This is a genomic window from Roseibium litorale (genome assembly GCF_014842915.1).
Taxonomy (GTDB): domain Bacteria; phylum Pseudomonadota; class Alphaproteobacteria; order Rhizobiales; family Stappiaceae; genus Roseibium; species Roseibium litorale.
The window spans coordinates 98,911-113,806 of record NZ_JACYXI010000009.1 but is presented as its reverse complement, the minus strand read 5'-3'; the positions used below and the strand labels follow the sequence as shown (position 1 = coordinate 113,806).

The window sequence follows — 14,896 nt, the reverse complement described above, 5'->3', positions numbered from 1 at the left end:
ATCTGCCTTGAAAGACGGTTCAGATGGCTGACAAGAGCCAACCGGGTGCTGACGGATCCGAATTCCGCACAGGCCTTCTGTGCGCCCTTGGCGCCTATGGCATGTGGGGCTTTCTGCCTGCCTACTACAAGCTGACAGAGAGTGTTCCGGCGGATCTGGTAGTGGCACACCGGATCATCTGGTCCGTTCTGTTGCTGACGATCATTCTCGTGGTGCGCAGACGCTTTGACGAGTTCATCGCGATCCTCAAGGAACCGAAGCTGGTCGGTCTGCTGGCGGTGTCCGCCTGCCTCATTGCATCCAACTGGTTGATCTTCATCTGGGCGATCGAGCAGGAAAACGTGCTGGATGTGGCCCTCGGCTATTTCTGCAATCCGCTTGTGAATGTCATGGTCGGGCTGGTGGTGTTGCGGGAGAAGCTGACCCGCGCCCAGAGTGTTGCCGTAGGGCTCGCTGTCCTCGGCGTTGGCGTTCAGGCGGTGTTGGCCGGCGGGCTGCCCTGGATCTCCCTGGCGCTTGCGTTCTCATTTGCAGGATACGGCTATGTGCGCAAGGTGACACCTGTGCGACCGACACCGGGGCTCCTGGTGGAAACGGTGATCTTGCTGCCCCTGTCGATTGGCTACGTCCTGCTCAATCTGTCCTGGGGCGCGGATGCTCTGTCCCTTCAGCAGCCTGCCGTGCTGGCCGCGTTGGTTGGAACGGGCGTAGTCACCTCTGTGCCGCTGATCCTGTTTTCCGCCGGAGCCCGCCGCCTGCCCATGGTGATGCTCGGCCTGATGCAGTATATCGCGCCGTCGCTTCATTTCATCATGGCGGTGTTCGTCTGGAATGAGCCGTTGATGCCTGCGACGCTGATGACCTTCCTCATCGTCTGGATCGCCCTCGGCATTTTCACCGCTGACAGCTTCATCCGCTGGAAACGCGCGCCGAAGCGGGTGGTAGCCTGAGGCCGGCCGGGGCTGCGTGCAGAGATACGCGTCACATGAATGTTCGGAAAAACGTTCTTTTCCAAAGCCTTATACCGGTCTCCGGAATCGAAGACTGATCGGCTTAATCTGAATTGAAAACCGGAAGGCTTCCGTCTTCCGCGATTGCCCGCTTCCGATGCTGGTTCAGAACCGGTTGACGGTCTCAAGGATGTCTTCGGAGCAGGGAGCGTCCCCGCAGCCGAGTGTCTTCTGGAGCAGGGGAATCACGTCGTCGATTCGCTTGGCCACCAGATAGGGCACTTCCGTTTCCGGACGGATGAAGCCCTGGCTGCGCATGTGGTCGAGCAGCTCCAGCAAGGGGGACCAGAAGCCGTTCACGTCCGCCAGCACCACCGGCTTGCGATGCTGCCCGAGCTGCGCCCAGGTCATCATCTCGACGGCCTCTTCCAGCGTGCCGATACCGCCGGGCAGGGCGATGAAAGCATCGGCCTTCTGGAACATCAGCTGCTTGCGTTCATGCATGTCGCGGGTGACGATCAGTTCGTCGATGCCTTCAAGCATCTTTTCCCGCTCTTCCAGAAAATGCGGAATGATTCCTGTAACTTCGCCACCGGCTTCCTTTGCCGAACCGGCAACGGTGCCCATCAGCCCGACCGCGCCGCCGCCATAGACGAGGCGCAAGCCTTCACCGGCGATCAGCTGACCTAGACGGGTTGCCGCGGCTTCATAGGCCGCATCGGTTCCGAAGCTGGAGCCGCAATAAACACAGACGCTTTCAAGTTTTGCCATGCCAAATCTGTGGCAGCTCAGGCGGCTGCGGTCAAGCAGGCGGCGAGCGCTTTGAACGGCGGTTCCACATCCGCTTCCACCACACCGGCCCGTTTCCTTGCGGCAGCCTAAAAAGGCGTATATTCATCGTCTTAGGCAATGCGTACCCGAGGGGCGCAGGGATAAAGCCCTGAAGCGCTCACGGTTCAGATGGGATGGCCGGGCAGAGGTCTGCAGCTCGCGCAAGAAACGGGCGCCTCACCCTTGGCGGATGGGAAGACGGATGACGAAGCTTGCACTTACCCGGACTTTGGTTGTGGCCGCCCTTGTTGGCGTGGCGGCCTTGGTGACGGCCTATTTGTACCGGGACAAGGGTAATGCTCCCACCGCGCCACAGGTGGCTTCCGTTCCTGATCCGGCGAAGCCCGCTGGGGCAGGGGATGCAGCTTCTTCCTCCGGTGAAACCGCGATAGCCCGTTCCGGCACCAAGTCCGACAAGGACTCAGGCGTGACCGAGGTTCCGGCTGCGGCAAAGAAGGGGGACCTGAGCTTCGACGTGGTCAGCGTCGAGCCGACGGGCGAAACGGTTGTCGCAGGCCGCTCCGATCCGGGCGCGATCGTTGGCTTGATGGCCAATGGCAAGCTTGTCGGCAAGGCCATCGCCAATCAGGATGGCGAGTGGTCCATCATTCTGGACAAGCCGCTGAGCCCAGGCGACTACGACGTCAATCTTCAGGCTCTGGACGAAAGCGGCAACGCAGTTGGTGAAGCCTCTGGCCAGCGGCTTGCGGTTTCGGTGCCTGAAGACGGCAAGCAGCAGCCTCTCGTCGTTCTGAATTCGCCGGATGCGCCGTCGAGCGTTCTTCAGGTGCCTGCAGCGGCCAAGGAAACGGAAACCGCTGCCACTGACAAGCCCGCCACCCCTGAGGCGCCGGCTGCAGACACCAAGACAGAGACCCCCGCTGAAACCCAGGTGGCATCGGCACCTGAAGCAACCCCGCCTGCAACGGAACCCAAGCCCGAGGCGTCTGCAACGGCTGCCGGTACAGCTGATCAGACCTCTGAAACCGCGACCGCACCCGCGGCCCCAGCGGCAGAGGCAGCTACCGGCCAGACAGCTGATGCGTCCTCTCAAGCCACCGCTGAAACATCCTCTTCCGGCGCTGCTGCCACGGCTCCGGCCGAGACAGCTTTTGCCGGGGCACCGGCGCTGCCGCAAGATCAGGCCCCAGCCCAGCCCCAGAGCACAGCCCCGGCAGCAACAGCGCCTGCGGCACCGGTTTCTCCGCCCGCTGAAACAGCCTCTGCTCCCGCAACTGAGGAAGAGCTGACTGTCACCGTCGACGCGGTCGAAGCGGAAAGCGGCAAGGTCTACACGGCTGGAACGGGAGACGCTGGTTACGATGTGCGCATCTATGTCGGCGATGCCCTGCTTGGCTCCACCAGGATTGGGGACAATGGCCGCTGGCTGGTGGAGGGCGGCATGGATCTCGCCAAGGGGCCGGTTGAAGTCCGGGCGGACATGATTGGCGCTGACGGCAACACGGTGGTCGCCCGTGCCGCGGTCACCTTTGAGCGGACAGAGGAACAGGCCATTGTTCTTACCCGTGTGGAGGCGGCCGGTGAGGGTGGAACGGAAGGCGCAAATAGCTCAAGCGCCGGCAAGGCTCTGCCCAATGTGATCATCCGCAAGGGCGACAATCTCTGGAACATCTCACGCCGCCTCTATGGTGATGGCTTCCGCTACACCACGATCTATCAGGCCAACAAGGGACAGATCCGCAATCCGGATCTGATCTATCCCGGCCAGGTGTTTCTGACCCCGGAAGGGCATCTGAACTGGAAACCCGCTCAGTAATAAGCTCAAGGTCCGGTGGGACCTTGGTCTGGCTGGAATGGGTTAGGACCGGAAAAAGCGGTTGGCGCTTGAGGTTCAGAGCCAGGTCTCAGGGTTCCGGCCGCCGTGGACAATGGCAACGATAAGGATGCCATAGTCCATGGGCTCATAGATGAGTAGATAGTTTCCTTCGACCAGAAGGCGGGCTGTCGGACTGAGCTCGGGTCTCGCGGCGCCCATGTGGGGCTGTGTGGCGGCAAGGTCTGCCCGTTCCAGAAATCGTCTCAGCAGGTTATCAGCCGCGGGTTCATTCTCTAGGGCGATCTCGTTCCAGATCGCTCGAATATCCTGCTCTGCGCGCCGGCTCAGAACGTATCTAGCCACGCGATCGCGCTTCCGCCTTCAGTTCTGCCAGCAGAGTGTCTGCGTCGACAGACCGGCCCTCACCGCTCGCCAGTCCCTCTTCATAGGCGCGTTTCAGCCGCGCGAGCTCCAGCTTCCGGAGCTCCTGGCGCTGTTCCCAAAGACGCAGGGCGTCGCGGACGACTTCGCTGTTGGAGGCATAGAGGCCGGATTGGACCGCGCCCTGCAATTGCTCTACCTGATGCTCCGAAAGGGACACGGTCAGGGTCTTCATAGACGTTGTCTTCATGCGAGCGGATCCAGCAGCTAATAGAAACTAACAAGAATTATTAGGAGTTGGAGGTGAATTGGCAAGCGTGATCTCGATATCTGTGTTTGATAGAACAGTTGTCATCCTCTCCCTTGAGATTTTATAAATTCATCGTATATCTACGATGAATGAGCCGGTGAGCGCGGAATGCGTGTGATCCGGGAGGGAGACCAAAACGCCATGGGTGATGACGCTGCACAGGGCTGCCGCGTGGACAGGGCTGCTGTCTGCGATGAAACACAGGCACCTCAGCTTCAGGACAAGCTTGCCGGTCTCTACCGGGCCCTTGGTCATCCGGCCCGTCTGGCCATTCTCCGCTCCCTTTCCGAAAATCCGGGTGCCTGTTGCGGTGACATCGTCGGGCGCCTGCCTCTGGCTCAATCCACCGTGTCTCAGCATCTTCAGGTGCTGAAGGAAGCACGGCTCGTCACCTGTCAAATTCGTGGCCGCAGCTGCCACTACCAGATCGACAAGACCATCCTCGACAAGACCATTGCCGCCTCTGCCGCATTTTTGCAGGCGGTTCAGGCGGGCGTGGAGGCGCAGGACGCCTCCTCCTGCGGGGATGTGCCGTCACAAGATTGCAGCTGCAGGCCGGAAACCTCCATGGAGACCTCTTTTGACTGATCATTCCGCGCCGAGGGGCGCTGCCAAGACAACCAGTGCGGCTTCCGGACGCAAAGGCGTCAGTGCCGAAGAGGGCAAGACCCTCAAGACGCTGCTCAATCTATGGCCCTATATCTGGCCCGCGGACCGTCCCGACCTGAAGAACCGCGTGCTGCTGGCTATCGCCGCGCTGATCGTTGCCAAGGTGGTCACGGTCTTCTCGCCCTATTTCTTCGCCTGGGCGTCTGACGCCCTGACAGGCGAAGGCAGCAATCTGCCCGCCTTCCTGGTGGCACCGGTCATGCTGGTGCTGGCCTACAATGCGGCCAGGGTTCTGGCGGTGGCCTTCAACCAGCTGCGCGACGCCCTGTTTGCGCAGGTCGGGCAGCATGCGGTCCGGCAGCTGGCGAACATCACCTTCCATCACTTGCACCAGCTCTCCCTGCGCTTTCATCTGGCGCGGCGGACGGGTGGCCTCAGTCGGGTGATCGAACGAGGGGTGAAGGGCATTGAAGCCATCGTCCGCTTCACGATCCTGAACGGCATTCCGACCATTCTGGAATTCGGCATCATGGCCATTGTGATCTGGTACCAGTTCGGCCTGAGCTATCTGGCGATCATTGCGGTGATGATTGTTGCCTATGTCTGGTACACCATCAAGGCGTCCAACTGGCGTATCGCCATCCGCCGCGAGATGAATGACAGCGATACGGATGCCAATTCCAAGGCCATCGACAGCCTGCTGAACTTCGAGACCGTGAAGTATTTCGGCAATGAAAAGATGGAAGCGGCCCGGTTTGACGTCTCCATGGCCCGTTACGAGAAGGCTGCCACCAAGACCTGGACCTCTCTGGCCTGGCTCAACTTCGGCCAGACTTTCATTCTCGGGGCCGGCACAGCCGCTTGCATGATCCTGTCGGCGCTGGCGGTTCAGCGCGGCGAGCAGACCATCGGCGACTTCGTCCTGATCAACGCGCTGCTGATGCAGATCGCCATTCCGCTCAACTTCATCGGCTTCATCTACCGCGAAATCCGGCAGGGGCTGGCAGACATCGAATCCATGTTTGCGCTGCTGGACGTTCCGGCGGAGATCCAGGACGCGCCGGATGCGCAGGACCTCAAGGCCGTGGAAGGCACGATCCGCTTCGACGACGTGAAGTTCCACTATGACGTGGCCCGCCCGATCCTGAAGGGGATCAGCTTCGAGGTGCCTGCCGGGAAGACGATTGCGATTGTCGGTCCCTCCGGGGCGGGCAAGTCAACCATTTCCCGGCTGCTGTTCCGCTTCTACGACGTGACGGGCGGATCTGTGTCCATCGACGGGCAGGATCTGCGCTCAGTGACGCAGGAAAGCGTGCGCGGCGCCATCGGCATGGTTCCCCAGGACACGGTGCTCTTCAACGATACCATCGCCTACAACATCCGCTATGGCCGCCCGGATGCCACGGAAGAGGAGGTGAGGGAAGCTGCCCGCATGGCGCAGATCCACGACTTCATCGAACGGCTGCCGGAAGGCTATGCCGCGGAAGTGGGGGAACGCGGGTTGAAGCTCTCCGGCGGCGAGAAGCAGCGTGTGGCCATTGCCCGCACCATCCTCAAGGCTCCGCCGATACTGATCCTGGACGAGGCGACTTCGGCGCTGGACACCCACACGGAGCGGGAAATCCAGACGGCGCTTGATCAGGTCTCCCGCAACAGGACTACGCTCGTCATCGCGCACCGTCTGTCGACGGTCGTCAATGCGGACCAGATCATCGTGCTTCAGGCGGGTGAGATCGCCGAACGTGGCACCCACACGGAGCTGCTGGCGATGAAGGGCCTCTATGCGTCCATGTGGGACCGCCAGCGCGAAGCCGACGAGGCTGAAGAGCGCCTGCGGGCAGCCAAGGAAGCCGATAGCCTGGGCTTTGTGACCCGGGGGCCCACAGCGGACTATATTCCGGGCTGAAGTCTTTCGATCTGAAGCGCGGTGGGAGCCAACTTGCTCTCCTCCGCGCCTCCCGGACATAGCTTATTTTGAAAGGAAGCGGGAACGTTTCCCTCACGCGCAACAGCCGGACTGCCGTGGCGCAGCGATGGCAGTACCGTGAACAAGGCGGCTGCAGCGTTCTGTCTTTGACATCGGCTTTTCTCCGCCAGGGCGGAACAGAAACCGCGACAAGGCGCGTATCAGGGCGCTCAGTTCTTCGGCGCGGAGCTGACGGGCGCGGGCTTCATAGGCATCTCCAGTGTGCAACATGGCAAGTCTCCTGTGTTTGTGAGGAGACTGTCGCACTTTATTCTTTCCTGTATAATCAGGCTTGAATTGGAATGACTATGCGAAGGATTGGGATAATGCGTCTGGATGATCTTCGCTTCTTTGCCCGTGTGGCTGCCCTTGGAAACGTCTCGGCGGCAGGCCGTGAGGTTGGCCTGTCTCCTTCTGCCGCAAGCGCCAGACTGACCGGGCTGGAGCGGGAGGTAAACGCCCAGCTTTTCAACCGCACCACCCGCCGGATCGTTCTGACCGAGGCAGGGCAGGTGCTGCTGGACCATTCCTCTGCCGCGCTTCGCGAAATGGACGCAGCCTTCCAGGAGCTTGAGGAGGTGACGGATGCGCCGAAGGGCCTCTTGCGCATCTCCTCCAATGTGTTCTTCGGGCGCCATCACGTGTTGCCCTATTTGCTGGAGTTTCGCGACCTTTATCCCGATATCCGGATTTCCATGGATTTCTCGGACCGCATTGTCGATCTGATGAGCGAGGGCTTCGACCTTGCGATCCGGGCAGCTCCCTTGCCAGACTCCACTTTGAAAGCCCGCAGGCTCGGCGGCAACCAGCGGGTGCTTTGCGCGTCCCCGGACTATATCGCCCGCAAGGGCAAGCCCTGTTCCCCCGCGGATCTCGTCAATCACGATTGCATCGGCATGGAAGCCATGCCCGTGTGGTACTTCAACGGGCCCCACGGCGAGCTGACGCATCAGGTCAAGCCCTTCATCACCGGAGACAATGGCGACTATGCCTATGATGCGGCAATGTGCGGGCTGGGACTGATCGTGAAGTCGGTTGCCCATGTCTGGAAAGATCTGAGAGAGGGGCGGCTTGTCGAGCTGCTGCCGGACTATCCGATATCGCGCACGGGAGCGATCTGGGCAGTTTATCCTCCTGGACGGCATACGCCGCCGAAAATCTCGGTTTTCATTGATTTTCTGGCCGGGAAATACGGGCGTCCAGCCTATTGGGAAGCAGACTATCCGCCGGAAAAGGCCGGTTGATCCGGGAAAAAGTGCTGCCGGGCAATGTTCAAGGTTCAAACCGGCAGAAAATCCCACTAGAAACAGCATTGAACTGACGGGAGCGTAAGCTTAAACGCTCCCAACACCCACGCGTGGCGCCCCCGCCTGTCAGGATCCCGGTATCCTTTCGGCCAAGTGGATGGCAGCCCGCCAAAAGGATCTGTCATGTCCCTCGTCGATTCCGTCACCAAGGCGTTTGTTCCCATTCACCGCGAGGGCTGGCCCTTCATCGCCATTGCGCTTGCCGCCACGCTGATCATCGGCTGGTTCGTGGATCCGCTGTTCTGGATTGGCCTGATCCTGACGGCATGGGTCTGCTACTTCTTCCGCGATCCCAAACGCGTGACGCCGATTGGCGACAGCCTGGTGATCTCGCCCGCCGATGGCGTCGTCAGCCACGTCGGTCCCGTCCGTCCGCCTGCGGAACTGGAACTTGGCGACGAGCCCATGCTGCGGGTCTCCATCTTCATGAACGTCTTCAACTGCCATGTGAACCGCGCACCCTTTGGCGGACGGATCGTGCGCATTGCCTACCGGGCCGGCCGCTTTCTCAATGCGGAACTGGACAAGGCCAGCGAAGAAAACGAGCGCAATGGCCTGGTGATCGAAAAGGGCGATACCCGCATCGGTGTGGTTCAGATCGCCGGTCTCGTTGCCCGCCGCATCGTCTGCTTTGTGCGGGAGGGGGAGACCCTGAGCACGGGCGAGCGCTTCGGCCTGATCCGCTTCGGCTCGCGCCTCGACGTTTATTTCCCGCTCGGCACTCCCATCCGCGTTGCTTATGGCCAGACCATGATTGCCGGTGAAACCGTCCTTGCGGATCTCGCCGACGCGCCGGGCAAGTCCCAGCTCGTCACCCGGGTGGGCTGAGGAAACACCATGCAGGACGAAACCCGGCACGCTTCAGAAACGTCTCCGGCACAGGATGAAAAAACCGGGCGCCGGACGCCCCGGTTCCGCCAGGTGCCGATGCGTCTCATCCTGCCGAACATGGTCACCCTGCTGGCCTTGTGCTCGGGGCTGACGGCGATCCGCATGGCCTTTGAAGGCCGGTGGGAGTTTGCGATCGGGGCCGTGCTGGTGGCCGCCGTGCTGGATGCGCTGGATGGCCGGGTGGCCCGATTGCTCAAGGGCACGTCCCGCTTTGGCGCGGAGCTGGATTCGCTTGCCGATTTCGTCAATTTCGGCGTGACCCCGGCCCTGATGCTCTACATCTGGATTCTCAACGATGCAGGATCTTTCGGCTGGATTGCTGCGCTGATCTTCGCGATTTCCGGAGCCCTGCGTCTGGCCCGTTTCAATGTGGCGCTGGATGATCCGGACAAGCCTGAATGGGCGGCGCATTTCTTCACCGGTGTTCCGGCTCCTGCGGGCGCCTTGACCGTGCTGATGCCGATCTATTGGGAGTTCCTGGGCTTCCTGCCGCACTGGCCGGAGTTCGCGCCAGGCGTTGCGATCTACACGACCGTTATAGCTTTCTTGATGATCAGCCGCCTGCCGACTTATTCCGGCAAGAAGTTCGGCACGCGCATCCGCCGCGATCTGGTTCTGCCGCTGTTTCTGGTGGCCGTGCTTCTGGTGGCTCTCATTGTCAGCTATCCGTTCCAGATGCTGGCGGTTGGCTCAGCGCTCTATCTCGTGTCGATTCCCTTCGCCTGGCGCAGCCACCGCCAGTTCTTGCGCACCGACGCAACGGTCACCATGGATGACGACGGCGATTGCGCCGATACGGACCTTGACCACCTCAGCGACCGGGACAAGCACGACAGCGTTTGAGGGGAAGGGACGGACAAGCGGCTAAGATCTCCAAATGGCTCCCCATTCCACCGCGCCGTCCCGGCCTTGAGCCGGGGATCTATCCAAGTCAATGGCTTGCAGATGGGCGGGACAATCTCAAACCGGATGATATACGCAAGCGGCGCGGCGTATGCCCGTCTCCCCCCTTGCGGGGGAGATGTCAGCAGCAGCTGACAGAGGGGGGTAAGGTTTCGGCATACTCCGCAAAAGCCGCAATGTTCCGAGGGGCTTATACCCCCCTCTGCCCCCGTTCGGGGGCATCTCCCCCGCAAGGGGGGAGACGGGAGCAAGGTCAACCGCCTCGAAATCCAATGACGGCCCAAGGAAGGGTCGGTTTCCCGGCGGCTTTTTCGTGTCCGGTCCGCCCGCTATTCCGCGGCGTGGGGGAGACCGTCAAGGTCTGAGCGGCCACGAGGTGTTTCTGCCTTTGAGACAAGCTTCAGCGGAGCCGCCGCGGCGGGAGCTGGAGCTGCCGGCAAGTTGGTGTTGCTACCCTCAGCTTGCTCTTGTGTCCGCCGGCCAGTCCACAAGCGCCGGAACAACTTCGCCCACACGCTGGGGACCGCCACCATGACCGGGATCATGATCAGGGTCAAAAGGGTGGAGAAGGCCAGACCGGCAATCACCGCCGTCGACAATTGCACCCACCAGACGGCTGTGATCGAGCCGATGGAGGTAACCCGGTTGACGAAATCCAGGTTCATCTGGGTCGCCATAGGCACCAGGCCCGCAATCGTCGTGATGGTGGTCAGCATGATCGGGCGTATACGCTGTGCGGAGGTCTTCAGGATCGCGTCCACCGCCGGCATGCCGTCTTCCCGGAACCGGTTATAGGTGTCCAGCAGCACAATGGCGTTGTTCACCACGATCCCGGCGAGGGCAACCACACCCGTGCCGCTCATGATGACCGAGAACTTCTGCCCGGTGATCATCATGCCCAGCAGCACGCCCATGACCGACATGACCACCGTCGAGAGGGTCAGGAAGGTCTGGTAAAACGAGTTGAACTGGGTCAGCAGAATGATGAACATCAGGAGCAGGGACCCGACCATGGCCTTGACCAGGAACGCAAAGGATTCCTGTTGGTCCTCGTCCGAACCTCGGAACTTGAGGAAGACATTGGCAGGCCAGGTCTCACTCTTGATCCACCCATCCAGCTCCTTCACCTTTTCGTCCACCGTCAGGCCGCTGGTCTTGTCGACCGTTGCCTTGACCATCATGGAATAGAGGCCGTCGCGGCGGACGATCTCCGATACTTTCGGTGCCGGTGTGCGGGTGATGAAATTTGCCAGCGGCACGAGCCCGAGCGGTGTCTGCAGGCGCAACTGGTCGAAACGATCCAGGGTCCGTTCGCTGGCCGGAAGACGGACGCGGATGTCTACCTCGTCTTCGCTGTCACCTGGACGGTAGGTGCCGATCAGAACGCCGTTGGTGACCAGCTGGACCATGGAGCCGACAGCAGCAATGTCGGCCTTGTAGCGGCCAGCCTGTTCACGGTTGATATCGATTTGCCACTCGATACCGGGCAGGGGACGGCTGTCCTCCTGATCGAGCAGGCCCTCGGTGCCGTTCAAATGCTCACGCACGCGGGCAACGGCGGCGACCATGCTGTCATAGTCGGAAGACTTGACCTCGAGCTGAATGTCCTTGCCGGTCGGCGGGCCGCCCTCGATCTTCCGGGTCTCCACCTTGATGCCGGGCAGCTGGGCTGTCCGTTGGCGGATCTCGGCAAAGATCTGGGCTGCCTTTGGGCGGCAGCAATAGTCGGAGAGTTCGAGCATCATCTCGCCGATGACGTCGTCCGGCTTGTCCTGAACGCCGCCGACCCCGCCACCACCGGTGCTGCCGCCTGGAGCGACTGCCGTGGTAACAACGTTCTTGATGCCATGGATAGACAGGATCTGGTCCTCGACCCCTTTGACTAAGGCAAGAGATTCTGCCGTCGACATGTTTCCACGTGCCGAGACGAGCACGACAGCCTGATCCGGCTCTTCGTCGATGAAGAATTCGACCCCGGTCGGGTTGGAGGCAAAGGCAAGGAAGATCATCACGCAGCCGCCAACAACCGCGACGAAGGCCACCAGGTTTCCGACCGGGTTGCCGACCAGAAGGTTCAGGAAGCGGACATAGATGCCGGTCACGCCTCTGACTCTGGAAATGTCGAAAGTGTCAGTGGCCGAGAGCGCGGCAGCCTCGGCCCGTTCCCTTTCGGCATTGCGCTCCGCCCGTGCCTTGGACCAGGCCACGAAGGGGCGCAGGAGGAAGAACGACACCACGCCCACCGACAAGGCGGCAACAACTGCAAGCGGTGCTGCAAAGGGCGCGAGACCCGCGGACAACATCGGTCCGTTGACGATGATGCCAGCCCCTGCGACGCCGCCCAGAAGCAGAGCCAGAAGCAGGGTCGCATGCCGGCCTGCCCAGTACGAGATCCGGGCAAAGATGCCGCCCGTCACCGGAATGAAGACCATGGCCGTCAGCAGCGAGGCGCTGAGGACGATGATCACCATGATCGGCAGATAGCTCATGAACTCGCCTGCCACGCCCGGCCACAGCAGCATGGGCAGGAAGGCGGCGAGCGTCGTCGCGGTAGACGAGACGATCGGCCAGAACATCAGCTTGGCCGCGCGGATATAGGCCTCCGTATCCTCCATGCCTTCGGAGATTTTCCGGTCAGCATATTCGGTCATGACGATGGCGCCATCCACCAGCATGCCGACAGTCAGCACAAGGCCGAACATCACCATGTTGGAAACGGTGTAGCCAAGCCCCCCCAGAATGAGGAAGCCGATCATGAAGGAGGCGGGAATGGCGAGGCCGACCAGAAGCGCCGACCGCAAGCCAAGGGAGGCAACGACCAGGATCATCACGAGGAAGATCGCGGTCATGATTGAGGATTCGAGCGACCCCAGAACCTCGAAGGTCTTGGCGGACTGATCCAGAAGAATGTCGACTTTGATGGTCTCGGGCCAGTCCTTGGAGGCTTCAGCAACAACCGCCCGGACGGCCGCATTGTTCTCGATCAGGTTGGTGCCGATCCGCTTGGTGACCTGCAGGGCAATGGCAGGGCGGCCATTGACCAGCGTGTAGCTGCTGGCGTCCTTGAAGGTGCGGCGGACTTCTGCCAGATCGCCGAGGGTGACGAGACCTTCGCCGCTCTGCTTGACCGGCAGGGAGTAGACATCCTCCGCGTTCTGGACGAGGCCCGGCACCTTGACGTTGAAGCGTCCCTTGCCGCTGTCGATGAAGCCGGCCGGCACAAGCCGGTTGTTGAGTGTCAGGGTGTTCAGCAGTTCCTGCTGGCTGATCGAATAGGTTTCCAGCTTCTGCGTGTCGATCAGGACCTCAAGCAGTTCCTCCCGGTGGCCGGAGAGATCCGCGGAGCGCACCGTGTCGATGGCCTCGATCTGATCCTTCAGCCGGCGGGCGTGAGCGTAAAGCGTGCGTTCGGGCACATCACCGGAAAGCGCGATGGTGATGGTCGGGACCAGGGCGAAGTTGGTTTCGGTGATCGTCGGCTCGTCGGCCTCTGACGGAAGCTTTGACTTGGCAAGATCGACCTTGTCCCGCACGTCCGCCATCGCCTCGTCCTTGTTGAACGAGACGTCGAACTCCAGAACGAAACCGGCATGGCCTTCGGAGGCAATGGCAGTCAGCTCTTTCAAGCCGTCCAGACCGCGCAGTTCCGTTTCCATGGGCCGGACCAGAAGCCGCTCGGCGTCTTCCGGCGAAATGCCCTGCTGGGAAACGGAGACATAGAACACCGGCACGTCGATGTCCGGCGCGTCTTCCTTCGGGATCGACAGATAGGTCGCGGTGCCCGCGATGATCAGGGCGATCATCAGCACGAAGACGGTCTTGGGCCGTCTCAGGATGTCCTCAAGCATGCCGATCATTGAAAGGCCTCCGCGGTTTTCATAACCGGTTCGACCTTCTGGCCGTCAGCGACATAGTCCTGTCCAACGATAATTGCGGTAACGGTTTCGGGCAGGCCGGAGACCCATACGCCATCCTCGGCACCACCCAGAACCTTGACCGGGTGGAACTCGGTCACATTATCCGCGTTGACCGTGCGCAGGCCCACCTGCCCCTCGTCATTCAGGGTCAGAATGGCCGGGGAAATCTTGTGTGCCCGGGTGGTTCGCAAAGGAATACGGGTGAGGGCGGTGATGCCATCGCGTGCTGCGCCATCCGCGTTTGGAATTTCCACTTCAATGCGGAAGGTGCGGGTGTCACTGTCGGCTGCCGGAGCCACATAGCGCACGGTGCCGTCAAAACTCTGGCCCGTTACCAAGTCCACCTTGGCAGGCATGCCGGGCGTGATATCCCCCACATTCAGCTCGGAAACCTGGCCGATTGCCTTCATCGGATCCGTATTCACGACGGTTGCGCAAACATCGCCAGTATTCAGACGGGCCCCAACCTCCGCCATGGGGCTTTCGATGATCCCATCAATAGGAGCCCGGACCAGGGTGTGGTCAAGTTCCAGTTCGGCTTCTTCCAGCCGGGCCTTGGCCGCATCGAGGGCAGCCTGGGAGGCTGCCAGCTGGTTCTGGGCCGTGAAGCCCTTGCTGGACAGTTTCTGGGCGGCGTTGAAGTCCAGCTGGGCCTGATCGAGATTGGCCTTGGCTTCCAGCAGGCCGGCGCGGCGGGTCCCCTTGTCCAGCTCGCACAGCGCATCGCCCTTGGAGATCTTCGCCCCTTCTTGTGCCGGGCGGCTGATCACGCGGGCGGCTGTCTCTGAGCGCACTTGAACCCGTGCATTCGCCTGGGTCCGCCCGCGCACTTCAAGCACGGCTTCCCGGTCCTGAGCCTTCAGGTTTACAACCTGCACCCGGAAAAGATTGGCGTTGGCAGCGCTCGTCCGTTCGGACGGGGGAGGCGTCGCGCCAGCAGTGTCGCCCTGGCCGCCTTTGACGATGGTGCCGGTATACATCCACATGCCAATTCCTGCGGCAAGTCCGAAGGACAGCAGATAGGAGAACTTCAAAGCCATTGGTAACTCCGGAA

At 61.3% G+C, this 14,896-nt stretch carries 13 protein-coding genes; 7 read left to right on the top strand and 6 right to left on the bottom strand.

Annotation, left to right across the window (positions count from 1 at the left end):
• Positions 1–23 precede the first annotated feature (23 nt).
• Positions 24–950, top strand: a complete 927-nt coding sequence (gene rarD, locus IG616_RS14735) for an EamA family transporter RarD (RefSeq protein ID WP_192148919.1) — start codon at positions 24–26, stop codon at positions 948–950.
• 165 nt (positions 951–1,115) lie between these two features.
• Here rarD and IG616_RS14730 read toward each other — a convergent pair whose 3' ends face one another.
• A complete protein-coding gene (locus tag IG616_RS14730) occupies positions 1,116–1,721 on the bottom strand; it encodes an LOG family protein (protein ID WP_192148918.1) in 606 nt (201 codons plus the stop codon).
• Positions 1,722–1,983: 262 nt separating this feature from the next.
• On the opposite strand from IG616_RS14730, the gene IG616_RS14725 reads away from it, so the two are divergent.
• Entirely contained in the window at positions 1,984–3,558 is a 1,575-nt protein-coding gene (locus IG616_RS14725) for a LysM peptidoglycan-binding domain-containing protein (RefSeq protein WP_192148917.1), read from the top strand.
• A gap of 75 nt (positions 3,559–3,633) precedes the next feature.
• On the opposite strand, the gene IG616_RS14720 is transcribed toward IG616_RS14725, so the two are convergent.
• On the bottom strand, positions 3,634–3,921 hold the full coding sequence (locus IG616_RS14720; RefSeq protein WP_192148916.1) for a type II toxin-antitoxin system RelE/ParE family toxin: 288 nt from the start codon (positions 3,919–3,921) through the stop codon (positions 3,634–3,636).
• Entirely contained in the window at positions 3,914–4,189 is a 276-nt protein-coding gene (locus tag IG616_RS14715; RefSeq protein ID WP_425504191.1) for a type II toxin-antitoxin system ParD family antitoxin, read from the bottom strand. The genes IG616_RS14720 and IG616_RS14715 overlap by 8 nt, the downstream gene beginning before the upstream one ends.
• 201 nt (positions 4,190–4,390) lie before the next feature.
• Here IG616_RS14715 and IG616_RS14710 point away from each other — a divergent pair, with 201 nt between their 5' ends.
• Together IG616_RS14710 and IG616_RS14705 are read left to right on the top strand one after the other, a co-directional pair.
• The gene (locus tag IG616_RS14710) at positions 4,391–4,837 is read left to right on the top strand and encodes an ArsR/SmtB family transcription factor (RefSeq protein WP_192148915.1); all 447 of its coding nucleotides are present in this window, start codon (positions 4,391–4,393) and stop codon (positions 4,835–4,837) included.
• Positions 4,830–6,764 carry an ABCB family ABC transporter ATP-binding protein/permease gene (locus tag IG616_RS14705; protein WP_281393106.1) on the top strand — a complete coding sequence of 645 codons (1,935 nt, stop codon included), beginning with the start codon at positions 4,830–4,832 and terminating at the stop codon, positions 6,762–6,764. Before IG616_RS14710 ends, IG616_RS14705 begins: the two co-directional genes overlap by 8 nt.
• A 93-nt stretch (positions 6,765–6,857) precedes the next feature.
• Here the strand turns inward: IG616_RS14705 and IG616_RS14700 are convergent, their stop codons facing one another.
• Positions 6,858–7,055 (bottom strand): RSP_7527 family protein, encoded by a 198-nt coding sequence (locus tag IG616_RS14700; RefSeq protein ID WP_192148913.1) that lies wholly within the window; start codon positions 7,053–7,055, stop codon positions 6,858–6,860.
• Positions 7,056–7,150: 95 nt separating this feature from the next.
• Here IG616_RS14700 and IG616_RS14695 point away from each other — a divergent pair, with 95 nt between their 5' ends.
• The 3 genes from IG616_RS14695 to IG616_RS14685 all read left to right on the top strand — a co-directional run bounded on the left by IG616_RS14695 (position 7,151) and on the right by IG616_RS14685 (position 9,865).
• A complete protein-coding gene (locus IG616_RS14695; RefSeq protein ID WP_192148912.1) occupies positions 7,151–8,068 on the top strand; it encodes a LysR family transcriptional regulator in 918 nt (305 codons plus the stop codon).
• A 186-nt stretch (positions 8,069–8,254) separates the two neighbouring features.
• Positions 8,255–8,959: a phosphatidylserine decarboxylase gene (locus IG616_RS14690; protein WP_192148911.1), complete on the top strand. Its 705-nt coding sequence runs from the start codon at positions 8,255–8,257 to the stop codon at positions 8,957–8,959.
• Positions 8,960–8,968: 9 nt separating this feature from the next.
• On the top strand, positions 8,969–9,865 hold the full coding sequence (locus IG616_RS14685) for a CDP-alcohol phosphatidyltransferase family protein (protein WP_192148910.1): 897 nt from the start codon (positions 8,969–8,971) through the stop codon (positions 9,863–9,865).
• A gap of 389 nt (positions 9,866–10,254) precedes the next feature.
• Here the strand turns inward: IG616_RS14685 and IG616_RS22920 are convergent, their stop codons facing one another.
• Both IG616_RS22920 and IG616_RS14675 read right to left on the bottom strand, forming a co-directional pair.
• Entirely contained in the window at positions 10,255–13,782 is a 3,528-nt protein-coding gene (locus tag IG616_RS22920) for an efflux RND transporter permease subunit (protein ID WP_192148909.1), read from the bottom strand.
• The gene (locus IG616_RS14675) at positions 13,779–14,882 is read right to left on the bottom strand and encodes an efflux RND transporter periplasmic adaptor subunit (RefSeq protein WP_192148908.1); all 1,104 of its coding nucleotides are present in this window, start codon (positions 14,880–14,882) and stop codon (positions 13,779–13,781) included. Before IG616_RS14675 ends, IG616_RS22920 begins: the two co-directional genes overlap by 4 nt.
• Positions 14,883–14,896: the final 14 nt, after the last annotated feature.